24 protein-coding genes are annotated in these 25,422 nt (G+C 45.9%); 2 read left to right on the top strand and 22 right to left on the bottom strand.

Annotation, left to right across the window (positions count from 1 at the left end; genetic code table 11):
- Positions 1-189: 189 nt before the first annotated feature.
- From ypfJ to rpsB, 10 genes are all read right to left on the bottom strand, one after another.
- Positions 190-1,059, bottom strand: a complete 870-nt coding sequence (gene ypfJ / locus EE116_RS04215; protein WP_122873364.1) for a KPN_02809 family neutral zinc metallopeptidase — start codon at positions 1,057-1,059, stop codon at positions 190-192.
- Between the two features lie 302 nt (positions 1,060-1,361).
- Entirely contained in the window at positions 1,362-1,670 is a 309-nt protein-coding gene (locus EE116_RS04210; RefSeq protein ID WP_241091629.1) for a VanZ family protein, read from the bottom strand.
- Positions 1,671-1,739: 69 nt separating this feature from the next.
- Positions 1,740-3,326, bottom strand: a complete 1,587-nt coding sequence (gene argS / locus EE116_RS04205; RefSeq protein ID WP_122873363.1) for an arginine--tRNA ligase — start codon at positions 3,324-3,326, stop codon at positions 1,740-1,742.
- A 9-nt stretch (positions 3,327-3,335) separates the two neighbouring features.
- On the bottom strand, positions 3,336-3,560 hold the full coding sequence (locus EE116_RS04200; RefSeq protein WP_002952710.1) for a twin-arginine translocase TatA/TatE family subunit: 225 nt from the start codon (positions 3,558-3,560) through the stop codon (positions 3,336-3,338).
- 41 nt (positions 3,561-3,601) lie between these two features.
- Positions 3,602-4,210, bottom strand: a complete 609-nt coding sequence (gmk, locus tag EE116_RS04195; RefSeq protein WP_122873362.1) for a guanylate kinase — start codon at positions 4,208-4,210, stop codon at positions 3,602-3,604.
- The gene (locus EE116_RS04190) at positions 4,211-5,794 is read right to left on the bottom strand and encodes a saccharopine dehydrogenase (RefSeq protein ID WP_122873361.1); all 1,584 of its coding nucleotides are present in this window, start codon (positions 5,792-5,794) and stop codon (positions 4,211-4,213) included.
- 64 nt (positions 5,795-5,858) lie between these two features.
- Positions 5,859-6,620 carry a flagellar biosynthetic protein FliR gene (gene fliR / locus EE116_RS04185; protein ID WP_002952713.1) on the bottom strand — a complete coding sequence of 254 codons (762 nt, stop codon included), beginning with the start codon at positions 6,618-6,620 and terminating at the stop codon, positions 5,859-5,861.
- Between the two features lie 435 nt (positions 6,621-7,055).
- Positions 7,056-7,712, bottom strand: coding sequence for an ABC transporter ATP-binding protein (locus EE116_RS04175; RefSeq protein WP_122873360.1), 657 nt, complete (start codon positions 7,710-7,712; stop codon positions 7,056-7,058).
- Positions 7,713-7,716: 4 nt separating this feature from the next.
- Entirely contained in the window at positions 7,717-8,781 is a 1,065-nt protein-coding gene (gene tsf, locus EE116_RS04170; RefSeq protein ID WP_122873359.1) for a translation elongation factor Ts, read from the bottom strand.
- On the bottom strand, positions 8,781-9,581 hold the full coding sequence (rpsB, locus tag EE116_RS04165) for a 30S ribosomal protein S2 (protein WP_122873358.1): 801 nt from the start codon (positions 9,579-9,581) through the stop codon (positions 8,781-8,783). Before rpsB ends, tsf begins: the two co-directional genes overlap by 1 nt.
- A gap of 351 nt (positions 9,582-9,932) precedes the next feature.
- On the opposite strand from rpsB, the gene EE116_RS04160 reads away from it, so the two are divergent.
- Positions 9,933-14,204 (top strand): hypothetical protein, encoded by a 4,272-nt coding sequence (locus EE116_RS04160; protein WP_122873357.1) that lies wholly within the window; start codon positions 9,933-9,935, stop codon positions 14,202-14,204.
- A 163-nt stretch (positions 14,205-14,367) separates the two neighbouring features.
- Here EE116_RS04160 and iadA read toward each other — a convergent pair whose 3' ends face one another.
- The 5 genes from iadA to EE116_RS04135 form a co-directional block, all read right to left on the bottom strand.
- Positions 14,368-15,507, bottom strand: a complete 1,140-nt coding sequence (gene iadA / locus EE116_RS04155) for a beta-aspartyl-peptidase (protein WP_122873356.1) — start codon at positions 15,505-15,507, stop codon at positions 14,368-14,370.
- A gap of 192 nt (positions 15,508-15,699) precedes the next feature.
- Positions 15,700-15,915 (bottom strand): acetyltransferase, encoded by a 216-nt coding sequence (locus tag EE116_RS04150; RefSeq protein ID WP_122873355.1) that lies wholly within the window; start codon positions 15,913-15,915, stop codon positions 15,700-15,702.
- 134 nt (positions 15,916-16,049) lie between these two features.
- On the bottom strand, positions 16,050-16,619 hold the full coding sequence (locus EE116_RS04145; RefSeq protein WP_122873354.1) for a tetratricopeptide repeat protein: 570 nt from the start codon (positions 16,617-16,619) through the stop codon (positions 16,050-16,052).
- Between the two features lie 122 nt (positions 16,620-16,741).
- A complete protein-coding gene (locus EE116_RS04140) occupies positions 16,742-17,464 on the bottom strand; it encodes a purine nucleoside phosphorylase YfiH/LACC1 family protein (RefSeq protein WP_122861890.1) in 723 nt (240 codons plus the stop codon).
- Between the two features lie 25 nt (positions 17,465-17,489).
- Positions 17,490-18,122: a riboflavin synthase gene (locus EE116_RS04135; RefSeq protein ID WP_122861889.1), complete on the bottom strand. Its 633-nt coding sequence runs from the start codon at positions 18,120-18,122 to the stop codon at positions 17,490-17,492.
- A 209-nt stretch (positions 18,123-18,331) separates the two neighbouring features.
- Here EE116_RS04135 and EE116_RS04130 point away from each other — a divergent pair, with 209 nt between their 5' ends.
- Positions 18,332-18,970 (top strand): Crp/Fnr family transcriptional regulator, encoded by a 639-nt coding sequence (locus EE116_RS04130; protein ID WP_122861888.1) that lies wholly within the window; start codon positions 18,332-18,334, stop codon positions 18,968-18,970.
- A gap of 226 nt (positions 18,971-19,196) precedes the next feature.
- Here the strand turns inward: EE116_RS04130 and EE116_RS04125 are convergent, their stop codons facing one another.
- Genes EE116_RS04125 through EE116_RS04095 form a run of 7 tightly spaced genes read right to left on the bottom strand, consistent with a single transcriptional unit; the run spans position 19,197 to position 25,422 of the window.
- Positions 19,197-20,054 carry a formate/nitrite transporter family protein gene (locus tag EE116_RS04125; protein WP_122861887.1) on the bottom strand — a complete coding sequence of 286 codons (858 nt, stop codon included), beginning with the start codon at positions 20,052-20,054 and terminating at the stop codon, positions 19,197-19,199.
- A gap of 9 nt (positions 20,055-20,063) precedes the next feature.
- Positions 20,064-20,507, bottom strand: a complete 444-nt coding sequence (locus EE116_RS04120) for a hydrogenase 3 maturation endopeptidase HyCI (protein ID WP_122861886.1) — start codon at positions 20,505-20,507, stop codon at positions 20,064-20,066.
- Positions 20,507-20,851: a formate hydrogenlyase maturation HycH family protein gene (locus EE116_RS04115; protein ID WP_122873353.1), complete on the bottom strand. Its 345-nt coding sequence runs from the start codon at positions 20,849-20,851 to the stop codon at positions 20,507-20,509. The genes EE116_RS04120 and EE116_RS04115 overlap by 1 nt, the downstream gene beginning before the upstream one ends.
- Entirely contained in the window at positions 20,848-21,675 is an 828-nt protein-coding gene (locus EE116_RS04110; protein WP_009492722.1) for an NADH-quinone oxidoreductase subunit B family protein, read from the bottom strand. The genes EE116_RS04115 and EE116_RS04110 overlap by 4 nt, the downstream gene beginning before the upstream one ends.
- A complete protein-coding gene (locus EE116_RS04105; protein ID WP_002948673.1) occupies positions 21,672-22,211 on the bottom strand; it encodes a formate hydrogenlyase complex iron-sulfur subunit in 540 nt (179 codons plus the stop codon). Before EE116_RS04105 ends, EE116_RS04110 begins: the two co-directional genes overlap by 4 nt.
- On the bottom strand, positions 22,208-23,944 hold the full coding sequence (locus EE116_RS04100; RefSeq protein ID WP_122873352.1) for a hydrogenase large subunit: 1,737 nt from the start codon (positions 23,942-23,944) through the stop codon (positions 22,208-22,210). Before EE116_RS04100 ends, EE116_RS04105 begins: the two co-directional genes overlap by 4 nt.
- Positions 23,945-23,946: 2 nt before the next feature.
- Positions 23,947-25,422, bottom strand: coding sequence for a hydrogenase 4 subunit F (locus tag EE116_RS04095; RefSeq protein ID WP_122873351.1), 1,476 nt, complete (start codon positions 25,420-25,422; stop codon positions 23,947-23,949).

Below are 25,422 nucleotides of genomic sequence, written 5' to 3'. Positions count from 1 at the left end.
TCATCAAATTTACAAGCCGCGCGCCGAGCAAACCGTGCCGCGCCCAAATTTGCTCAAAATCGGGGAAATTTAAATTTGAATTGTGCTAAAAGACGTCCAAAAAAGCCGCACTTGGATTCAAATTTTATCCAAATGCGGCCGAGTATAAATTTACGCTCGCCAAACAGGGCCCAGGGCCAAAAAGTCAATTCACATCTCAAACGCGCACGAGCTTGGCTGTCCGCCTTCAAATCCCTTTTTAAACCACGTCATGCGCTGCTTTGACGAGCCGTGCGTGAACGAATCCGGCGTCACGCGGCCTTGGTATTTTTTCTGTAGCGCATCGTCGCCTATCGCGCTCGCGGCATTTAGCGCCTCCTCGATGTCGCCGTCTTCTAGCACGTTGTAGCGCCCCATGTAGTGCGCCCAGACGCCCGCATAGCAGTCGGCCTGCAGCTCGACCTTGACTTGCAGCGCGTTTTGCTCTATAGGGCTTTTGGTGCGCGATTTTAGCTCGTTTATTTTACCGAGCGTGCCTAGTAAATTTTGCACGTGATGTCCGACCTCGTGGGCGATCACGTACGCCTGCGCGAAGTCGCCCGCGGCCTTGTATTTGGCCTCTAGCTCGTCAAAAAAGCTAAGATCAAGATAGACTTTTTTGTCTGCGGGGCAGTAAAAAGGCCCCATCTGCGAGCTAGCCGTGCCGCACGCACTAGAAACGCCGTCTCTAAAAAGCACTAGGCTAGGCTCCTTGTACTGCGCGCCGCCCGCCTTAAACACCTTGCTCCACACGTCCTCGGTCTGAGCCAGCACCGCAGATACGAAGGCGACCTTTTCCTTCTCCTGCGGGCTATCTAACGCCACTCTTTGAGTGCCCGCGCCGCCGCCCTCAAGCAGCGCGAGAGGGTTAAAGCCCATAAAGTACGCCACTGCGCCGATAACTAGCACCACGCGACCGATATTTGAGCCCAGCAAAAATCTGATAATCGGTATGAGCGCGCCCAGCGAGCCCATGCTGTTTACGCTGTTTTGCCTTCTATCTTCGATGTTGTCGCTTCGTCTGCTGTCTTGCCATTTCATTTTTTACTCTTTCGTTTTTGGATTTTTCTTTTAAATTTAGTCGCGAGTTGTGCTGTTTTCTTGTCGCTTGGCGCTAAATTTAGGGCATATTTTAGCGACTATTTATAAATTTATCGCTTTAAGCATGCTAGCTAGCTCAAATTTGATATCCGTAAATTTGAGTGAGTGAAATGCGGCAAATTTGATGGTGAATTTATACTTAAGGCAGATAATGTAGTGAGGCGCAAAAAGTTCGAATCAGTCAAATTTGGCTTAAAATCTACTCCAAAATCGATTCAAAATTCGCTCCAAAATTCTCACCGCTAAGATACCAAAACTATACCGATGCCGTCCGCGACGATATCTAGCAGGCTGAAATAACGGCCCGGCACAAACGACTGCGCTACTTCTATCTGGATGCCGTAAGCTAGCAAAATAGCAACCTTTGCGCCCAAATTTAACCTAGAAAAGGCAAAATGCAGAGTAACGTAAAGCGCGGCGAAAGCGATGAAATGATTTGCCTTGTCCCAGCTGTTTTCGATGAGTTTTATCTGTGCTGGCGTGAGGGCGAGATACTCTATGGCTATCAAAAATATAAAGAAAAATGCGGCGGAAATTTTAGAAAGATTCATGGATTTTAAGGGGTTATTTTAAACAAGAAGCGCCGCTTAAAGCGCTTCTAAATTTACTAAATTTAACTCTTACATCTTGTCTTTTGCGGCGATACCCATTAGCCCTAGAGCCGTTTTTATCGAGAGCGCGACGACGGCAAAAAGCTTTAGAAGCTCGTCTTCGTTCTCGCTGCCTACGACGCGATTTTCATTGTAAAATTTATGAAAATTCGCAGCCAGACTCTTTAGATAGTCGCAAATTTTATTCATCGAGCGCGTGTTAAAACTATCGACTAAGATATCGTTTAGCGTGAGCGCCTCAAATAGCAAATTCTTGCCGTCTTCGTTCAAATTTGCAAATTTAACGCCTGCGACATCGGCGACATTTTTGCCCGCTTTTGCGAAAATTTGATTGATCCTAGCGTGCGCGTAGTTGATATAAAATACCGGGTTTGAGCTATCCTCGCGTTTTAGCTCGTCTACGTCAAACTCTAGGTGAGTGTCGCAGCGCTTGCTAAGAAACATAAATCTAAGCGCCTCGCAGCCGATCTCCTCGACTACGTCGCTCATCAGCACGACGTTGCCCGCGCGCTTGCTCATCTTGTAGGCTTCGCCGTCTTTTAGCAGGCTCACCATCTGAGAAAGTATGATCTCAAGGCGGTTTTCGTCGTATCCAAGCAGATGTAGCGCCGCCTTCATACGCGCGATATAGCCGTGGTGATCGGCGCCCCAGATGTTGATGCAGCGATCAAATCCGCGCCTAAATTTATCGTCGTGATAGACCACGTCGCCGGCTAGATAGGTGCCGCGACCGTCCTCGCGCACGATGACGCGATCTTTTTCGTCGCCCACTTCGCTTGATTTTAGCCAGACTTTACCCTCGCTCTCATAGATGCCGTTCTCGTTTTTTAGGCGATCTAGCGTGAGGGAGAGTTTGTCGTAGTAACTCTTTTCGCTAGCCCAGTTCTCGATGAAAATTTGCGCATCGGCTAAATTTTGCTTGATCAAAACCAGCACTCTATCCTTGCCAAACTCGGCAAGTTCGAGATTTCGACTCTCGTCGTAAAATATCTCTTTGCCAAATTTCTCTAGCGCCTCTTTTGCGATAGGCTCGATATAGTCGCCACGGTAAAATTTCTCCGGATACGCCACGCTCTCGCCGAACAGATTTTCACGCGCCCAAAGCGATATGGACGTGCCTAGAAGCTCGATTTGATTGCCTGCGTCGTTGATGTAGTATTCGGTAGCGATATTTTCGCCGATATGAAGCCCAACGCGAGCTAGCGTATCGCCAAAAACCGCACCTCTAACGTGCCCGATGTGAAGCGGACCAGTCGGATTTGCGCTGACGTACTCGAGCAAAATTTTCTCGCCGCTAGTTCCGCCGCCTTTTGCAAACTCGCTCGGGCTCGCAAGGCTAGCAGAGGCAAATTTATCTAAAAAGCCCGGCTTTAATTTAAAATTTATATAGCCGTTTAGCGCCGTCGCCTCGAAAACTTCGCTATTTTCAAATTTAGACGCTAGCTCGGCGGCTATGGCTACGGGGGATTTTTTGAGCTGTTTTGCCAGGCTAAAAGTAGGCATCGCATAGTGCGCCAAGCCCTTATCTTTTGGCTTTTCCAGCGCAAAGTCAAAGTCCACGGCGCCTTTTATCTCGTTTATTACGCTTTTTTTCAACGCCTTTCCTTACGCGTTTTTAGCCGTATCTTCAGTCTTTGCGGCGGTTGCGGTTTCTTCTTTTTTCTCTTCTACTTTTTCTACGTTCTCGGCTTTTTTATCGTCTTCCATTTCCGATTTGAAGCTCTTTATTCCCTTACCTAGGCCTTTTGCGAGCTCGGGGATCTTTTTCGCTCCAAAAAGCAAGACCACGATAAGTAAAATAATAAGCAATTGTTGGACGCTTGGACCCATTTTTTCTCCTTTTTGATTTTCGTTATATTAGCATAATTTTATCAATTATTCCATTTGTTAATAATCTCTTTTGCGTCTAAATTTGACGTTTTTAGGCGCATAGAGCGCAAAATCCCGCGCAAATTTTCATAGCAGTTTTGCAAGTCGTCGTTTATCAAAAAATAATCGTACTCTAAGATATGCTCCATCTCGCCGACTGCGTTTATCAGGCGCTTTTCGATAGTTTCCGCACTGTCGGTGCCGCGATTTTGCAGCCTTGATTTTAGCTCGTTTTTGCTAGCCGTCGTGATAAAAACGGAGGTGATATTTTGGGCAAATTTTGATTTTGCGATATTAAAGCCTTGCACGTCGATATCAAAAATAGCTATTTTGCCCTCTTTAAGCGCCTTTAAAACGGGCTTTAGCGAGGTGCCGTAGTAGTTGCCATGCACGCACGCCCACTCCAAAAACTCGTCCGCGTCTATGCCTTTTTTAAACTCGTCTTCGCCTATAAAATAATAATTCACGCCCTCGACCTCGCCCTGCCTCGGCGCTCTTGTGGTGCTTGAGATCGAAAAATAAAGATCGTTTTCCTCTTTTAAAAGACGACTTAAAAGCGTACTCTTGCCGCTACCGCTAGGGCCCGAGACGATTAAAATTTGCCCCTTCAACTACTTTTCCTCAAAGCTTATATTGATTTTTATGTTGAGATTTTTTAGAGCTTCTCGCAGCTCGCCGTCTTGCAACGAATTTTCTAGATTTTTAGCCACGGCGTCTGAAATTTGAGCCTTAAGCTCGTCTATTTTTGAGGCCGTTTGAGATTTGTGCGAGCCTAAATCCGCCGCCTCGCCGCTATCAAATCCGCTCTCATTAAGCGCCAAGGCCATATCTTTTTCGCTAATTTGCTCGATATCGCCGTACTCGCTCGGATCAAGCTCCTGCGCTATTTCAGGCTCGTTTTGTAGGGCTTCAGGCTCGCCGATTTCTTGTTCTTCTTGCTCGGAGCTTATTTCCGTCTCGCCTTGCTCCTCTGCGGCAAAAATATCATCCGCAAGCTCATCATCTAAAACATCTTGCGTCAAATTTTCTTCGCTCGCAAGATCCTCTTTCTCCGCCTCGCCCGCTACGTCTATATCGTCTAGCAAAAACTCATCGCCCAAAGCGCTATTTTTGACCTGCACCTCTTGCTCATCTGGCTCGTCGGATTTCATATCCATATCGGCGAAGATATCCTCTTGCTCCTCAGCTTCTTCTATTGCAAATTTATCGTCATTTTCCGCTTGCTCAAGGCTTTGCACAGCTTCAGGCTCGTCCGCGCTATCCATATCGACAAACTCGGCTATATCAGGCTCGTTCGCCGCCTCAAATTTAGTATCCAAAGGTTCGTCGTCAGTATCCAAATTTTCAGATAGTTCGTCCATCTTGTCTATTTCGTCGATTTGATGTTTGATATCCTCGATACTACCGTCAAAATCAAGCTCAAATTTATCTTGAGTCTCTTCATGCTTATCTTCGCCGTCTGCAACAAGCTCCGTTGCGCCGAGTTCAGGCTCGTCCGCCGTTTCAAATTTGATATCCATAAGCTCATCCGGCATATCCAAATCAGTAGAAAGCTCATCAAATTTATCGTCTTTCGCAGCGATTTCAAACTCCGTCGGCTCATCGTTCGCGTCGTCTAAATCCAGCTCATTGCCTTCGAGCTTCTCGCTTAGCTCGTCCATATCGTCGATTGCTTTTACGATCTCGTTTAGCTCGTCAAAGGCGCCATCTTTGACTGGCGCCCCTTGCAAATCATCCTCAAACTCGTCATCTAGCTTAAACTCGCTTGCGTCCGCCTCCATCAGCTCGTCTTCAAAGACATCCTCAGTCGGATCATCTATAAACTCAAATCCCTCGACCGACACTTCCGCAGTTTCATTATTATTTGTCGCAACAGGCTGCTCGGCACTCTTTGTTTTGCTCGCCAGATCCTCCACGATAGTTATAAATTCCGTCGGTAAAAACGGCTTTGGCAGTATCCTGTCGGCATATTCAAAGGTCGGAGAATTTTTAGAGGAAAGGTATAAAATTTTATTTGCGAATTCTTTTAGGTTCGTCTCTTTTACATCAATATCACTATCCAAGATAAGCACGTCAAAAACGCCGCCAAGCTCGCCTACATCGCCGATCTCGACGTATTCGTAACCCATTTTGCTAAGAGCCAGCGTCGCCAAACGCGATACCGCGGGATTGGCGTTTACAAGAACGATTTTCACGAATTCTCCTTTTTATACCTAAAAAACGTATTTTAAAACATTTTCCATTACTTCAAGCTTAGTTTTAGAAAAATAGCGACGGAAGGTCGTTGATAACACGAAGCACAAGCTGTCTAAAAAGCTCCATCATGCCAGCTAGTATCGCGATCAGCACGGCAAAGCCGATCGTGATCTTGATCGGGTAGCCAACCACTAGCAGGTTAAACTGCGGCATGGTCTTCATCAGCATACCGAAAATCAGATCCGAAAGCAGCGAAAGCGCCAAAATCGGGAAGGAAATGATAAATCCAAAAGTAAACAAATTTATCATGGATTTTGAGGCGTACTGCACGATATCGGGGCTCGGGTAAAAGCCGCCTAACGGAACGTGCGTGAGGGAATTTGAGATAAAAAGTAGGATCAAATGATGCCCGTCAAAGGCCAAAAATGTCATGAGTGCGAGGAAATTTATGATATTTGAGATCACGGGCGAGCTAAGGCCAGTCTGTGGATCCAGTACCGAAGCCATCGAAAAACCCATTATCATCGAGATCTGCTCACCTGCTAGCTGCAAACTGGCAAAAACGATATGAAGCAGCAGCCCGGCGCAAACCCCCAGCGCCGCCTCGCTCACGATCTCTACGGCTAAATAGTAAATCTCGCCGCTTTTGATACTGGCAAGCGGAAACAAAAATAGCGTGAGCAAAAACGAAAATGCGGTCTTGACGCTCATAGGGATCTGCTCGTGCCCGTAAAACGGGAAAAATAGCATCAGCCCGCCGATACGCGCAAACAACAGCATGAAGGTGATGACGCGCTCGGGCGCAAAAAACTCGACTAGCTCCACCGGACTCTTTCGTTTTAAATTTAAATGCCGTTATTTTAGAGTTAAATCCTTGAAAATTCGGTAAATTTGAAAGACAGATGAAAATGTGTGGAAATTTGGGCGTGATCAAGGGCTACAAAATGCCGCTTTATCTGCCAAATTTTTTTGCGTGCAGTTGTTGTTTTTCAAATTTAAGAGGTTTAAATTTGGCGATCGCTTTTAGCTTTTGTTTTGGGCTAAATTTTAGTTTGCCGGGGGGGGGGGGGGGGGGGTAAATTTAAAAAATCGCTACGCTTTATAAAATACGGCTACGAGACTAAATTTGATCATAAATTTTGTTCTTTCAGAATTGGTCGCTTTAGGCGGTTTGCGATAAATTTAAACTCAAAAAATAGCTCACAAATTTGAGCTTAAATTTTAAGCCATAAATTTGGCAAATCGTTGCTGTAAAAATATTTAAATAAGCTCGGGAGAAATTAAAGAGAATTTTTTATCTTCGAGGCGGTAAACTTCGTCGCATCTTTGCGCAAGCTCGTTGTCGTGAGTGACTAAAACCAGCGCCGCATCGTTTGCCTTGATGTAGTTAAACAGCGTTTGCATCACTTCATTTGCGGTCTGTTTGTCTAAATTTCCCGTAGGCTCGTCGGCAAATATCACGCGCGGCTTTTTGCAAAGCACTCTAGCGATTGAGACGCGCTGCTGCTGTCCGCCGCTTAGCTCGCCTACTTTTTGATTCATTACGCCGTCTATTTTTAAATTTGCCAAAATTTCATCGTCGATTTTCTGAGCAGATAAAACGGAGGCTAGCTCAATATTTTCGTGCGCGCTAAAGCCTTTAAAAAGATAGTGCGCCTGGAAAATAATACCAAAATCAAATCTGCGGATACGCAAAAGCTCGTTTGCCGATAGGTCGTAAAGCGATTTGCCCCCGTAGATAACTTCGCCGTTTTTCGGTCGCAAAAGAGTAGAAAGTATATGGAGTATGGTTGATTTGCCGCAGCCGCTAACGCCCGTTATAGCGCAGCTGCCGCCGGCATTTACGCTTAAATTTACATTCTCAAAGAGCGTATAATCATACGCAAAGCCTAGATTTACGCCCTTTAAGATTTCCATAAATTTAGCCTATTTGCGCCGCAACCTCGGCCGCAAAGTCTTCGTTTTTCTTCTCTAAGCCTTCACCAAGCTCGAAGCGAACGTATTTTACTACTTCGATCTTGCCGCCTAGCTCTTTGCCTTTTTCTTCAACGACTTGCTCGATAGTTTTTTTATCGTCCATTACGTAAAACTGTCCAAGTAGCGTAAGGCGCTGATCTAAAACGGTGTTATCGGCGTAAAATCTATCGATCTTGCCAGGGATGATTTTGTCCCAAATTTTCTCAGGTTTACCCTCGGCTTTTAGCTCTTCTTCAATTGCTTTTGTTGCCTTAGCAAGCTCTGCATCGCCTATTTGGCAGCGGCTTGCATACTCAGGGATGTGGTGAAGCGGCTTGCCTAGGCGTTTTAGCTCTTCGTTATCTTTTTCAAGTTCTGCGCGAAGTGCGACAAATTCCTTCTCGACAAAATCTTTATCAAGGTCCTTATAGCTTATAACGCTTGGTTTCATAGCAGCTGCATGCATGCACAAATTTCTTGCAAATTCAGCCGCTTTGTTAGCGATTTCTGCGCTTTCGCAAGCTAGACCGATAAGCACGCCTACGCGGCCATTTGAGTGCACATAGCCGTTTACTACGCCTTTATCGTCCGCTTTTATAGTTTCAAAGCGGCGAACGACCAAATTTTCACCGATAGTAGCGATCTGGCTTTTGAAATAATCCTCAAATTTAACGCCGTTGATAACGCTTGCGTTTAGGCTCTCGACGTCTTTTATCAAATTTGTCTGGATGTGTGCCGTAGTGTCTTTGGTCAAATTTTGAAACTGAGCATTTTTAGCGACGAAGTCAGTCTCAGAGTTTATCTCGCTGATGGTCGCGGTTTTGCAGTGATCGCAAACAACAACACTCACAAGCCCCTCGCTAGCTAGGCGGTCAGCTTTTTTAGCAGCTTGACCTAGACCTTTTTCGCGCAATATATCGACAGCTTTTTCCATATCGCCATTAGCTTCGGCTAGCGCCTTTTTGCAGTCCATCATTCCCGCTCCGGTTGATTCGCGGAGCTCTTTTACCATTTGTGAGCTGATTTCCATTACTCTTCGTCCTCGCTGAAGTCCTCAGAGAAGTCTTCGTTAACAGCCTCGTTTACGACTGCGTCTTTTTCGGCTTGGCTTACAGCCTCTTTGCCTTCTTCTTGCTCGCCGCCGTCTTTTTCAAGCTGAGAGCGTCCCTCGATGATAGCCTCGGCCATCTCTTGGCAGAAAAGCTGAACAGAGCGGATCGCGTCGTCGTTGCCAGGGATCGGGAAGTCGATAACGTCAGGATCGCAGTTTGTATCGATCGGAGCTACGACAGGGATTTTTAGGCGGTTAGCTTCTTGAACGGCGATTTTTTCTTTTACGGTGTCGATGACGAAAATCATATCAGGCACGGTTTTTAGGTTTCTGATACCGCCTAGAGACGCTAGAAGCTTCTCTTTTTTGCGGCGAAGCATTAGCGCTTCTTTTTTAGTTAGTAAATTTATAGAGCCGTCTTCTTCCATAGCCTCGATTACTTCGAGCTTGCGGATAGATTGGCGGATAGTGCCGAAGTTCGTCATCATGCCGCCTAGCCAGCGGTGATTTACGTACGGCATGCCGCATTTTTCAGCATACTCTTTTAAAGTTGCGCCGGCTTGCTTTTTAGTGCCTACGAAAAGTATAGTCTTGCCCTCTGCAGCTGCGTCGCGAACGATGTTATAAGTGTAGCGGAAGTAGCGGATAGTTTTTTGTAGATCTATGATATAGATACCTTTTCTCTCGCCGAAAATGAATTTTTTCATCTTCGGATTCCATCTGCGTGTTTGGTGTCCGAAATGAACGCCGCACTCTAGCAAATCTCTCATTGTTACCATGAGTTTTCTCCTTGTGGGTTGCCCCGAAATTTAGGTTTCTCCTCCACACCCATTAACATTTGTTTTTGACAAACGCAACCAAATTTTAGGACTGGTGTGTGTGAATTGAAGCTTGGATTATATTTAAAAATAACTGAATTAAAGCTAAATTTAATATATTGATCAAGATCGAATAAAGCTTCAATATAAAAAATCAAAAAATAATTTTTTCATATATTTTTAATCAAATATAACGGTTTTTTTGCTATAATCCGAACGTTTAATACAATGCCGATTGCAAACCAAACCACCTGATTCAAAATTTTATTAAATAAATCAAAATAAAACATAGTAAACCAAAAGGAGTCCTCAATGGCAGTAACACAAGCGCAAGTAGCACAGCTTTACGTAGCGTTATTTAACCGCGCACCCGAAGGCGCAGGCTTTAACGCGTGGGTAAACGCGGGAGCAAACAGTACGATAGCTAAGATGGCTAACGACATGCTATCTTCTCCGGCGGCACTAGCCTATTTTAACGGCAGCATAGATCACGATAGAGATTTCGTGGAGATGCTCTATAAAAATATCTTAGGTAAAGATTATTCTCAAGATCCGGACGGTATTAACGCCTGGGTAAAACACATTCAACTAGGTAACTCCAGAGGAGATACGGTAGCTAAGTTATTTGAAGTAGCTACTTCTGCTATAGCAAAAGCGGCAGACCCGGTAGCCGCTAAGGTATTTGAAAATAAAACAGCCATCTCTCAGTATATGGCCGAGAAGATAGCAGATATTCCGGCCGATCAAACCGGAGCGTACGACTACTCTTTATTCCAAGATATAATAGCGACTACTAATAATACCAACCTAGACGAGCAAAAAGCAAAAATAGACGCTCTTATAGCTCCTACTATCCACAATCTTTCAGCAGACGCTAACGACGTAAGCGGAACAGGCAAATCAGACGTATTTAACGGAGCCGTATCTGCTACCGTAGGACAAACTACGTTTAAAGCTACCGATAAGCTAGACGGCAAAGGCGGAAACGATACTTTAAATTTAGATCTATACACTAACTTCTACGGAATGACTAACGGAACCGGAGAGGTTAAAAATATAGAGAATCTAAATTTGACCAACAAGACCAACGGCGATTTAAGATTTGACACTAAATATATCCACAACCTAGAAACCATCACCTTAAACGGCGAGAATAAGGTAGACGTTATTAACCCGGAGAACAAAGTAAAACTTTTAGTCAACGATCTAAAACTAAGCGGAAACGGCGATACGGGAAGATTAAATCTAATCTATAATACCGACGTACTAGCCGGAAGCAACGATAACCAGGAAATCGTCGTAAATAATGTAAACATGGATAAAGACGCTAGAATAAACATAACTACCGTTAACGGAGACCATATAGAAGCTCTAACCATTAACGCCGTAGGAGGAGCTAGCAAGCTAACTAATTTTACATCAAATACGATTAGACAACCGGATCAAGTTGCAAGCATAAAGACTATGCATATAAAAGGAACGGCTGATCTAACGGTAGATACTACGAGCGGACTATATAGCTTTGACGCTACCGAATATAAAGGCAATAAACTAATTGCAAACGTAAAAGCCAACGGATACGTTCAAAGCATAAAAGGCAGCGGACAAGACGACTTGTTTAACGTAACCGGAGCCAGCGGAAGAATCATACCTATCGACGGAGGAGCCGGCAAGGATACGGTAAACTTCATAGACGCTATAAACGGAAACCAGCACGTAGAGATGACGGGAGTGGAAGTACTAAATATCAACACCAACGCTTCAGTACTAGACTTTACAAGAGCGCAAGAGATAACCGAGCTTGGTATTAACGGAACTAGCGCTACCGTAAATATACTTAACTCTAAGATAGCAAAAGTAAACGCAAAAGCTACCAACTCTACAAACGTAACTATAAACAATAGTACCGATATAAGAGATTTCGTTATAGAAAAAGGTAACGGTAGCATAACCGCAAACGGAACCGAAAAGCTAAACGTAAAAGTAGCCAACGCTAGCGACGTACCAGCAAGCCAAGGTACTACTACGGCAAGCGTGGCCTCGGATACCGTAAAAGAGCTAGACTTTACCCTAGAAAACACCACGGCCAACGGTAGTACTTTTTCTCAAAATATAAACAACGTACTTGCTCTTGAAACGCTAAACGTAGTAAATAAGACGGACAAAGATATAACGGCTAATATTACGGCGACAAACGCTTCGGGAAGCCACGATACGAATGCCTACAACCTAAAGACTCTAAACGTAGAGACAAAGGGAGACTATACTATAAACAATAAGCTAAGCGGCATCAGTAAAATCAATCTAAAAGGTACCGGAGACGACACTAGCGTAACTCTTAGAGCAGTAGGCGATAAGACCTATCTTCCGGTTCCTCTTCAAGGCGTTCAAGATATTTCTTTAAAAGCCGAAGGATTAAAGAATTTAAGCGTAGCTAATGGCGAATATATAATGACTACTAGAGACGTAAGCCTAGTATCTACTACGGATAAAGAGGACTCTACGGTAACGTACGGAGAGATAGGAGATAGAGATAACGATAAAAAGGTAAACAACGTAACCGTAAGCGCCGTAGGACAAAAAACGTTAACCGTAGGAAATATAACCGCGGCGGGGGATGTAAGTCTAACTAGTAAATTTACTCAGGAGGGGTCGAGCGCAATCTACGCCAAAGAGACCGTATCGACCGATACTAGCGTAACAGGTGGCATAAAGGCTAGGAATTTCTCTTTAAACCATAGCGCAAATTCCGATATAACAGACGGCATTATACGAACTAACGGAAATTTAGATATCACTGGCAATCTAAACGTAAACGCTAGCGGCTATAAAACACTCAAAATGAGCGTAACGCCGATAACGGTCTTTAGCCCGATAACTGATTGGGAAAAGATTAACGTAGGCGGAGATGCTAAATTTAATACGACCTCAACCGTAGCTGGCGCCTCCACAGAGATAGGCTATCAACCTAGTCCTATAAGCATCGATGAAACGCATGTAGCTGTAAAAGCAAAGAACCTAAAAATAAACGCTAACGCAGCTTCAGGTATAACAGATTCCACTCTAAAGCTAGCCAACTACGAGTCTTTAGGCGGAAATATCGACATAACGGCAAATAATCAAAAAACCATCGATATAGGCTGGCTAAGAGGATTTAATACCAATGATAACAGCAAGAAAAGCGATGTAAACATAAACCTAAATACGAACGTAGCAGATGCTAGCGTAAAGATAGGGACAGAGGATTCAACCTATAAGTATGGTATCGGTACTAGAGTAAGCGGTCACGTAACAGACCATGTCGAGGTTAAAAACGTAAATTTTAAAGCTTACGGACAAAAGACGCTAGAAGTAAAAAGTATATGGGCGGAAGGCGATATCAATATAGATGTCAAGGGTAACGGTATTGAGTCTACGGCTATGTTTAAAGGCCATATAAACGGAAATAATAATGTTACGATTAATGCAAATAATCTAAGAGAACTAAATTTGCCAGTTATCCACGGAAAGGATGTCTTCATAAATACAGGAACAAACAATTATTTGCAAAATGTAACGCTACACAGCATCGGCGGCGATTATATTACCTTGGATGCGTCAAATATGTCTTCTCCGATAACGCCTGCAAGCGGTCCATTTGTTAGCATAGGCGCACGTAAAGGAGTTACTATTAAGGCACATGCCGGTAATGCCGTTAGCTCATTTGTTATTGATGCGGTTGCTCCGGAGATAAAAGAGTATATAATAGATATAATAAACGTAAAGGGATCTATATATTCTTATGCCGGCGGAGATATGGAAGTCTTAAAAATAAAAGGCGGCATAACGAATCCAGACAGCCTCATAGCAGCAGGAGAAAATTCCGATCTTGAAATAATATGGCTAAGAGGCTTTGATTTAAAAACAATAGATTTAAGCGAATATGAAAACAAAAGCGGAAAAACAAAAATCGAAACCGATAATGCGGTCTATAATGAAAAAGTAGCTACTATCCTAGGTTCAAAAACCAAAGACGAACTTAACATCAGCTCCGTAAATCTAAAATTTATAGATACCGGCGCAGGCGACGATAAGGTTAGTTTCCTGACGCAGCAAAACAAAGACGTAGTCGTAAATTTGGGAGTCGGAGACGATACTATCGTAACAACTACTTTGTCGGCTAATAAGAAATTTGAAATCAGCGGCGGAGCGGGCAATGATACGTTTAATCTAGGAGCTTCCACGACAGATGCTAGCGCTAGCAAGTACATAACGATAACCGATGCAAACAGAGGCGATAAGATAAGCTTAGGTAGCTCAGGCGCGGCTACATTGCAAAAAATATCTCTAAACGTAGACGGCAGAGCCGATCTAAAAACGGCTATAAACGATGCGCTAGGTAGTCTAAGCTCTACAGTGGCAAATACTATCTATGCGGTATACTACGGTAACGATACGTATCTAGTAAGAGACGCTAACAGCAATAAGGCCTTAGATGCTAACGATAACTTAGTTAAACTAGCAGGTATCTCAAATTTTGACTTGTTAAACGCTAACTCGGTAACCGAGGGCGGAATAAACTATATCCAGATAACTAACGCGTAATCTTAAGTGGAGCGGAGTTTTTCCGCTCCGGATATAGTTTCCGTTTTTGGATCAAATTTTACATAAACGCAACAAGCTTCGACATGTAAAAGCTAAATAGGCCACAGCGGTAAAACCGACTACATATTTCAGCGTGTCGGCGAAATTTACGCACTAATGATTTTCACTCAAAAAATCCCTTTTTCACGAGCTTGTTCTCTCTCACGCAAAACTCCCCTTTCGCGATAACGCTATCTAAATTTAGAACTTCGTCAAATACCGCAAAATCAGCGTCAAAGCCTACTTTTATCTCGCCTTTACCGCTTAAATTTAGGTATTTTGCGACGTTTTTACCCATCATACTTAGCGCTTGCGGGATGGTTAGGATTTTATTTTTCACGCAGGCTTGAATGACTTCTAAATTCGTCTCGCACGAAGCGCAGCCGTAGCCGACCAATGCGCCGTTTTCGTCAAATCTAGGTACGCTGCCGTTGCCGTCCGAGCTCATCGTTAGGCGCTCTAAATTTAGCCCGTTAGCAAGCCCGTAGGCGATGGCTTCGTGAAGCGGCATAAACTGGCTTCCGCCGCTCGTGATGTCGATATAGCCGCCCATTTTTTGAAATTTGATCGCCTCGTCAAAAAGCTCCTTTGTCCGCGCGCAGTGCGTCGGCGAAAAGTAATTAACCGGGAACGAATAGTCCTTGATCACGCCAAAAATCAGGTCAAATTTATCCGCGAGCCCGCCCATGTGCATATGCAGCACGCCGCCTTTTTTCGAGATCATGCCGCCGATGCGTATCTGCGTCAGGGTCCTAATTAGCTCCTGCGCGGTCGGGTAGCTGCCGCGGTTGTCGCTCATCGCGATCTTACAGCCGATGACCTTGTCGATGAGCACCAGATCGCGCGTGACGGAGCCAGTAAATGTGACGCTAGGCAGCGCATAAGAGCCTGTGTGGATGAAGGTCGAAATGCCCTCGTATTCAAGCGCTTTGGCCTTTGAGTAGAGATTTTCGAGGCTCCTCGTGCACCCATCCGTACCCAGCGTCCCCACGACCGTCGTCGTGCCGTAGCGGATGATCCCAGATAGCGTTATTTCGGGCGTTCGAGAGTGATAGCCCGCCTCGCCGCCGCCACCCGTGATGTGCACGTGCTGATCGATGAGCCCAGGCGCTAAAATTTTACCCTCTAGATCGTAAACCTCAAGTCCCTCAATACGAAAATCAAGCCTCTTGGAAACGGCTAAAATTTTACCTCCGCCGAGCAAAATGTCGCTCTTGCCGACGTGTTCTGGCGCGTATAGATCGGCATTTTTAAGTAACAGCATATTTTCTCCTTTGCTTTGAGTTTTTGATTGTAAATTTACGTTTTCTGGCTTATTTTGACTGCGATGTCACGCCGTCATTTTACATCAAATTTGATAAAAAGCAGATATTTCGGCTTTGGTCGGAGAGGCTACAGCTTGGGCGATGCTTAAGGTTTATTTTTGTAGGTTTAGCAAGAGGTCAAATTTAGCCGGCTATCCGCTTAGCTGCACGCTCTCTTCTATCTTCATTAGTCCAGTAAATACGCGCCTGGCGGCCTCTTTTTGCTCGTCCGAGATTTCGATCTTTTTCTCGTTTAAAAGCAAATTTACGAGATCCTCGTTTTGCAGCGTCTGGACGTCAAATTTTCTCGCATTTGCGGCGATTTTTGCCGCGAGAGGATTTTTTGATTTAAAATTTTCGTATGGCATTTTTCTCGATTTTTAGTGGATTTTTAGGGTTATTATAAAAAATTTGCAGTAAATTTTAGCTCAAATTTAAACTCGGCGCGCACCCTGCAAAACAAGAACGCGCAACCGAGTTAAATTTTAGCCGCTAGCCGAGTCTAACGCTTTAAGATTTTAGCGTTTTCGCAGCCGACCTCTAGCCCCATCTTGCACGCTTTTTCGTAAAATTTAACCGCGGCTTTGACGTCCGCGTTTACGCCCATACCGCGCTCGCTCATAAAGCCCGCCTCGTTGCAGCCTTTAGCTAGCCCAAGCTCGCATGCGTTTTTATAGAGCTCGTACGCCCGAGCTTCATCTTTTGCTATGCCGGCACCCGTCTGGCACGCGTACGCTAGCGCGTAGCAGCCCAGCTTGTCGCCCATTTTGCACGCTCGCTCGTAAAATCTAGCCGCCGTCCCGGGCTGCTTCGCCGCGACCTTGCCGCTAGCGATCATCGCGCCTATATCGTAGCAGGCACGCGCGTGTCCGCCCTCGCACGCTAGATTAAACAGTCTCGCCGCCTCGCTAAAATCCGAGACTCGGTACATCGCTAACGCGTCTTCAAACTGCTTATTTGCCGAATTTGCAGGCGCGCTCGCAGGGGCACCGGTCATCTCGTTTGAGGATCTTGTTTGCGCCGCAAAAAGCATGCTCGCCGCAACAATCAAACAAAGTAAAATTTTTCTCATTTGGGCTCCTTTTTATGAGGTATCAGTTTAAATTTTAGCCCTTTTTGATAAACATAAATGAAATTTTAACTAAACTTGCCGAGCCTCACTCTCGTCGGCGCCCAAATTTAGAGCCCGTACGGCTATTTTGGCAAGATTTTATTCATCGCAAAACCGCAAAATCGCCCCGTGACGCCATCTCTGCGATATGAAAACAACTCTTGCATTTCAAACGTACAGCGCGGATCAAACTCCGCTCGCCCTACGCCAAGCGCGGCAAATTCGTCCCGCAAGGCCGTCTCCATGTCAAATTTGCCATCTTTTTTATAGCGGTTAAACTCGCCAAGATCAAGCTCTCCCACCTCGTAGTTTCGCGCCTTGATATTTGCGCCGACGAATACGCGCAGATCGCTCGCCTCGCAGCCAAACTCGCTTTTCATCAGACTGAGTGCATTCGTGCAAATTTTACCCGTTACGCCCGCTCTGCCCGCATGCACGACGGCAACCACGCCCCGCCTCTCGTCCGCGATCAAAACGGGCGAACAGTCGGCGACCAAAATGCAAAGCGTAACGCCTCTAAGCGCCGTTATCACGCCGTCGCAAGACGGCAGCTCATCCCCTAAATCTCGCAAAATTTCCACGCGATTTGAGTGAATTTGACGCATAAATTTTAGATTGCGAGACGTAATACCAAGCGCAGCGGCTAAAATTTCGCGATTTTTAGCTACGTTTGCGGGCAGGTCGCCGACGTGATCACCCAAATTTAGCCCCTCGTACGCGCCTTCGCTCACGCCGCCAAACCGCGTCGTAAAGCCAAGCTTCAAGCGCTCGCTTTCAAAAACTACGTCTAAAATTTCCCGCTTCATTTTCGCTAAATTTAACCCATCAGGCCTAATAAAGACTCGCGATATGCTGCGACTCGTCCCAGCTGATCTCGCTTTTTCCGTCATTTTTGGCACCGCGGCCAAACTCCAGCTGCCTAGCTACGTAGCGCGCGAGCAGGTCGCTCTCCACGTTTACGCGGCGTCCCGGCTCAAACTCACCAAACAAGCTCTCGCGAAACGTGATCGGGATGATCGTGAGGCGCACGCCTGCGGGCAAAACTTCGTTGATCGTGAGGCTCACGCCCTCGACCGCGATGCTGCCTTTGTTCGCCATCAAAGGCATGACGCCAGAGGGCAAATTTATATAAAAATCGACCCCGTTTTCGCGCCGCTCGATACGCGCGACCTCGCCGATAGCGTCTACGTGGCCTTGTAGTAGGTGCCCGTCCACGCGGTCAGCTAACCGCATCGCTGGCTCAATATGCACGCGTCCGCGCAGATTTTCCGTCGCGATGTGCGCTCTAGTCTCGGCGCTAAGCTCCACGCTAAAGCCGTCTGCGTGCAGCTGCGTCACGCTAAGACAAGCGCCGTTTACCGCGACGCTATCGCCTAAATTTGGGCGGTATGCGGCTTTTAGTCGCAGAGTATTTTGCGAATAGCTCGCAACCTGCGCGATCTCCCTAATCAGTCCGTTAAACATTTTTCGTCCTTAAATTTTGAGCTATTTTATAAAATTTAGCCTCAGAACGGGCTAAATTTGCCGCCCAAATTTTACAGCTCGCTTTTTACCGCGGCGCAAATATGCAAAACCAGCAGAGTAATCACCCAAAGCTTGATCAAAATTTAATACACTTTAAAAATATTTAAGATAAAATAATCGCCAAATAATAATCATAAGAAACGATAAACTTGAAAAAATCACGACTAGGCCTACTCGAGACCGATATTTTAGACGTTTTGGATCAAAACGAGCTTGCTAAATTTAACCGCGAGTTTCTGGCCAAAGGCGCTACGATCTACGCCGAATCCATCAAAGTCGTGATACTTAAAAGCGGCTCGGGCAAGCTCTCGTTTTTCGAGGACGGCGAGGAGTTTATCGTCTATCATCTACAAAAAGACAACATCTCGATCGTGGACGACGTGTGCGTGCTGGAGATCCTGGAGGACAGCGAGATCTACTCGATCGACGCGAGCGATATGGGCGAGCTGCTAAAAAACGAGAGATTTGCCAAAGCATACGCCGATACGCTCGTAAACATCTCCTTGCTGCAGCGCCAGATCATAAAATCGATACTCTTTGAAAGCGCAAAGGGGCGCATAGCAAACTTTCTCATCGAGCTCGCCGCCGAGCAAAATTTGACGCAAAACGGCTACCACTACGTCTTTTTACCCTTTTCGCTAAAGGTGCTCTCAAGCTTCGTCGGACTCAAACGCCAAAGCGCAAGCACGGCCTTTAACGAACTAATCAAAGACGACATCATCAGACGCATAACGCCGCATGAATTTTTGATAGTGGATTATGAAAAGCTGCAAAGCTATACGAACTAAAATTTAAATTTACATACCAAAAACCGCACGGCAAAAACGCTAAATTTGAGTTTTTAAATTTAATGTAGTTAAATTTGTAAATTTAGTAAGCTATGTAATAAATATTCAAGACAGAATAGGCGTAGTTTAAATAGTTTTTGATTAGGCGTGACGGGAGCATACATGTAGTATGTGACCGAGCGCCTTAATCAAAAACTACTTTTAAAATCCGTTCATTTATGGGGAATTACTTCTTTTTCATGTCGAATTTATTCGCCATAAATCCAACCAGTCCCACAAAGAAAAGACCGCCGCAGATATTGCCTAGCGTAACCGGAACTAGGTTTTTACCTATGAAGTTACCCCAATTTAGCACATCTAGCTTATCGGCCGTAGTGTGGAGCAACGCTGCTGCTGCATTGACGTCGCCGCCGCTTGCTGCTATATAGTGAGCTTTAGAGATGATAGCTTCGGTGATGATGAACATATTTGCCACGCAGTGCTCCATAGAGCATGCGACAAACGCGCCGATCATCCACATGATCGCAAAGAATTTACCCGCAAGGTTGCTCTCGCTGGTCGCAGTCCAAATAGACATACAGACAAACACGTTACAAAAGATACCGCGGATAAACAGCTCGTGAAACGGCGCCGTAATCTTGCCGATACCGGCCGGTACGAAGTGCTGCAAGATATAGCCGTCGTATTTTAGCGGTAAGCCCGAGTAATAATACATATAAGCAATTAGCGCGCCGCCGACGAAGTTAAAAACCCAAACGATCGCCCAGTAGTTAATGGTTTTGCCTAAATTTAGCTTGCCTTCATACGCGCTAACGCCGCTTAAAACCGAGCTCGTAAATAAATGTCCGCCGTAGAAAACGACCATCATGAGACCGCAGCTAAAGGTGATGCCGCCGATGAAATTTGCTAGTCCTATAGACTGCTTTTCAGCCATGCCCACGGTCGAGTGCGCCCAAAAAATATCGCCCATCGCGATCGCCGCGCCCGCCATGATAGCTAGAAAAATAATGCTTACTAACGGAGTATGCGCCTTGTGCTCCATCGAATTTGACACCGCTTGCGCGGTTTCTGCAGGATTTAACATCTTCTCCTCCTAATTTAAATTTTTATCTATCTCCAAGATACGTTCAAAGGCTTTTTGCGCGCTTTTTTTCGCATTTTCGCTTAAGCCCTCTTTAAAATCAAGCACGTTTTCAAGCAAAACGCTAATGCCCAAAAACAGCGTTTTGGGGCAAATTTTACGCAGGTAGCTTAAAAGTACGGGCGTGGGTAGGTTGTGCGTCGAGTAGATATAGTCGCGCTCGTTGCTTAGATCAAAAAACTCGATCGCGCCGTCTTTAAACCCGCTCATCGCGTCTACCACGACGATGATGTCAGGCGCAAATTCTCTAAGCGCGCCAAACTCGTTTTCAGGCACGTCCTGTCCGTAAAATACCCGCCAATCTTTCAAATTTGCCTTGACGATCCGCCCTGTTTCGTTGCCTACGTCGTCGTCGCCGCGCATGGGATTGCCGATGCAAAGAAGCGCCTTTTTCATCAAAAATCCTTCCTAAGCACTAGATATCCCTCGCGTAAATTTTTAAGCTCGGTCTTTAGCTCGCATTCGCAAAGTTCTGGGATGAGCCTAACCGCATGCTCCCTAAATATCTCCACTTCAAAATACTTGCTTAAATTTCCCAGCTTAAATTTGACGTATTCGCCGCCGTTTGCGACGATACGCTCATACTCCTCGTCGCTGATATCGAGCAGCTTTTGGCTAAAATCGATCGTACCCACGCCGTGACCGACGCAGGTAGAAAAGAGCTTGATATCCTTTAGCTCTTTGGGCATTTTTTCGTTTTCGTCCATGTGGCGGCGAGTGAGCTTATAGACTCTTATCATCTTTTATCCCAGATTTCTTTTTTGACGTCGATCGCATTTTCGCCCTGTTTTGCGTTTGCGTATTTTAGATAGACGTCGTTATATAAAAGCCCCATGCACTCGGCATATCTAGGATCTTCTTCTTTATACATGGCTTCTAGTATCGCTTTTTTGGTCGCTGCTACGTCATGGATATCTGGCGATGTTTTGGCAGCGTCCATATACTTAGTAAACAGCGTTCTGCCAAATATATAGCTCATCAGCCTCTTTGACTCGGCTTCTAAATCTCGCTCAAAAAGTATGTCGCCCATGATGGACTCCTTAACGGCCGGAACTTTACAGTCGTCCTGCTCAAAGCTTCTTTTTTGCAACTTTTGATCTATGATACCAAGAGCCATACCAAGGCCGTAGATGACGCTAGCCGGATGCGGAGGACAGCCCGGGATATAAACGTCTACGGGGATGATCTTATCTATACCGCCCCAAACGCTATAAGCGTCGTAAAATATACCGCCCGTGCTACCGCATGCGCCAAACGCCACCACGATCTTTGGATCGGGAGCCGCTTCGTAAGCGCGAAGTAGCGGATAGTACATCTGGCGCGTAACCGGGCCGCTGCAGACTAGGATATCTGCGTGGCGAGGGTTGGCTACGAGCTTAAAACCGAAGCGCTCAGGGTCCCACATCGGCGTGATAGCGGCGAAGATCTCGATCTCGCAGCCGTTGCAACTGCCGCAGTCGATACGGTAAACGCTAAAGCTTCGTTTGATATTTTTTAGATGCTCTAGCTTTGCGGTTAGGTCGTTTGCCGTTTTTATGTTTTCGGGAACTTGATAAAGGCTCATTTTATCCCCTCCTCTACGTCTTTAGTTAAGCGCTCGACAGATTGCGCTTTTTTGCACTCAGGGCAGATGTAGAGGTAGTTTTTAGCTTCCTCTAGCCTACCCGGGAGTAAATTTGCCGTACTAAGCTTTGAAAAAGTATAGTTGATGAGGCGAACCGGCGTATACGGTTTGCCGCAGCATTTGCACTTTTGCATCTCCAGCTCGCCGCGTTGTATCAGTGCGCTCTTGTCAAATTTAACCGCAAGCTCAAAACCCTGGCTTAAGCGCACGCCGCCGGTTGGGCAAACCTCATCGCAGCGTCCGCAAAATATACATCGTCCGCAGTCAAACTGCCAGACGAGCTTATCTTGCTTTTCGTTCATCTTTAGCTCGATAGCGTTGCTAGGGCACGCTACGCCGCATGCCGCGCAACCTACGCAAAGCTCATAGGTATAAAACGGCTGCCCGCGGAAGTTCTCAGGCACTTTGTAGGGCTCAAACGGATAGGCGTAGGTCGCCTTTCCGTATTTTTCGGTTATGTCAAATAACTTCATCATCTTAAATCCTTTTTGCTAATCTTGCCGGTTTGGCAAAATCTCTTAAGGTCTTTTTCGGTTAAAATTTTACTCTTTTTAGTATTTACGTCCACGACCGTAACGCGCTCGGTGCACGAATAGCACGGGTCAAGCGAGCAGACGATTAGCGCCGCGTCTGATATGTTATTTCCGCGGAACTGATAGCGGAGGCTCGGCCAGTTGTTATACGTAGCCGCGCGGCATCTCCAGCGGAAAACCTTTTGCGCGCTGCCTTGCATGATCCAGTGGACGTTTTCTCCGCGAGGAGCTTCGTCGTATCCGAGCGCGAAATTTTCAGGCTTGATCATAGTCACTGGATCTATCATGATCGGCGTTTGAGGCATTAGCTCAAAGCACTGCCTGATGATATGGATAGACTGTTTTAGCTCCTTATATCTCACGACTTCGCGACTAAATACGTCTCCGCCATGCTCGACCGCGACTTCAAATTCGATATGTTTAAAGAAGTCGTAAGGGTGGTCGTAGCGGTTGTCGCGCTTAAAGCCCGAACCTCTCATATTTGGACCGACCGGGCTAAAGTCGCGAGCGACTTGTTTATCAAGCACGCCTACGCCCTTCCAGCGTCCTAGTTGGCGTTTATCCTCCATCACGGCGTCCCAAATTTCCGTAATCTGAACGTCGAGTTTGTTTATGATAGCAAGGCCTTGCCTAATTTCGTTGTCGGTCATATCGCGGCGAAGTCCGCCCATTATGACGTTACCGTAGGTTTTGCGGCCGCCGGTTACGAGTTGGGCTAGCTCCATGGAGTACTCGCGCACCCTAAAGATATGCATGAAGGCGTTATAGTTGCCAGTTACCTCGCAAGCTAGGCCGATATTTAGCAAGTGGCTGTGAAGGCGCTCGATCTCAAGGCAAATCACGCGGATAGCTTGCGCTCTTAGCGGGATTTCTAGCTTTATAGCTCTTTCTGCCGCTTCTATACACGCAATCGCATGAGCGTAACCGCAAATTCCGCAGACGCGTTCTGCCAGATAGCCCATCTGATCGTAGTTCATTCTGTTTTCGGCTAGCTTTTCCATACCGCGGTGCTGATAAAAGAGGCGGTAGTCCGCGTCTATGATCTCGTCGCCGTCGCAAAATAACCTAAAGTGTCCCGGCTCGTCGCTCGTTACGTGTAAAGGTCCGAGCGGTACGTCCACTACGCTATCGCCGCTAGGAAATAAAAACTCGGCGTCCGGCTCGTCTTGATGAGCGACGGGGTCTGGTCTATAGCGGTAGTCCATAGCGTCTTTTCTAAGCGGATGAAGGCCGTCAGGCCAATCGTCTGCTAAAACTAGGCGGCGTTTGTCAGGCAAGCCTTCGGCGACTAAGCCGAACATATCAAATGCCTCTCTCTCGTACCACACGCAAGCAGGAACTAGCGGAGTAACGGACGTAAACGTCGGATCAACGCCGGGGATTAGCGTTTTAACGGTGATAAAGCACTTATCCTCTGCGGCAAAATCATCCGCCTCGGTCATCTTGCTGCCTTCCATAGATATCGCGTAGTAAAGCGCAAAACAGCCGTTTATCGTTCTCTCGTCGTTTGGTATCATCGTGCTTAAAAAGCCGCCGATATCGTAGTAAAGGGTCTTAACCGCAAGCGGAAGGTCGTTTCTATCGACTAGAACCGTGATTTGGTCGTCGGCTTGGCGTGTTACTTCTAAAACCTTTACCTTCGTTTTTAAAATTTCTACAAATTTATCGCCTCTCATCTTCAAACTCCCATCATTATTTTGACGCCCTCATTGACTAGAGCGTAAAAGTTTTCTACGTGCCAAACGCCAAATATTATGATTAGCGCGCAAAGCAGGATAAGCGGTAAATTTTCTACTATGCTCATCTCTTTATTGTGAACGACCGCGGCTTTAGGCTCGCCGAAACTCGCCATGTTAAAGTGCGAGAAGTCCGCGATAAAGATGATCGCAAGAGCTATCGCAAATAGCGCGGTGCTAAAATATTGACCGCTGTTGATAGCGCCGACGAATACGTTATATTCGCTGACGAATATCGCAAACGCAGGAACGCCTACTAGCGAACAAACCGCAGCGCCGAACATCATCGTAGTTATCGGAGCTATCTTGACCATGCCGCCCATTTTAGTCATATCTTTGTGGCCGTAAATTCTAGCGATGTTGCCGGTTGAGCAAAACGCAAGAGCTTTTGTAAAGCTGTGAGCCAAGCAGTGGAAAATCGCCGCAAATAGCCCGAAAGGTCCGCCAACGCCCAATGCAAAGGCGATAACGCCCATATGCACGATAGAGTGGTAGGCAAACATTCTTTTTACGTCGTGTTGTCTAATCAGGAATATACCGCCGACGAATAACGTAATAAGGCCTGAGATCACCATCACGCTTTGAACGAACTCCATACCCGTAGCTTGAGCAGCGATAGCGTAATATCTAAAAAGAGCTAGCATCGCGCACTTTAGCAAAACGCCTGAAAGTAGAGCCGAAATCGGCGCAGGACCTTGGGCGTGAACGTCCGGAAGCCATGTATGCGTAGGAGCAAGACCTGCTTTCGTACCAAAACCGATGAGTGCAAAGACAAAGATAAGTTTTGCGACGTCAGGGCTCAAATTTTTAGCATTTGCCATTATACCGGTCCATAGCATCGCAGTCTCGCCGTCTTTTATCTCCGCAAAAGTCGCAGAGTAAAGAAGTACGGTCGCATAAAGAGCAAACGCTAGGCCGATAGAGCAAAGGACTATGTATTTATAGCCGCTCTCGGTTGATTTTTGATCTTTTAAGATCGCGACTAGGAACACCGATGAAAGCGTAGTAGCCTCGATCGCAGCCCACATAAAGGCAACGTTGTTACAGATGACACTTAGAGTCATCGTAAATATAAACACGTGGCTAAGCGCGTAGTATTTTCTAAGCGCGTCCAAATTTATATGGCCCTCTTCGAGCTCCCATTTCATATAGTGAGTCGCGTACAAATTTACCAAAAATCCCGTAACCGCGATAAGCACTAAAAACACGCAGCCAAGGCTATCTAGGAACAAAAATTTATCGTGAGCGTAAAAAGTGCCGCCCGATAAAACCTTCGTCACGTTAAATAGCAACGCCAAAGACGTAACCGCACTAACCGCAACGTGAAGCAAACTCAAAGTCGCGTAATTTTTCGGAGAGAAAAATAGCAGTATCGCTCCAAGAAGCGGTAAAATTAATATCAAAGTTAAACTATCCAT

Source organism: Campylobacter showae (assembly GCF_900573985.1).
In the GTDB taxonomy this organism is placed as follows: domain Bacteria; phylum Campylobacterota; class Campylobacteria; order Campylobacterales; family Campylobacteraceae; genus Campylobacter_A; species Campylobacter_A showae_E.
This window is presented reverse-complemented; position numbering and strand designations above follow the sequence as displayed.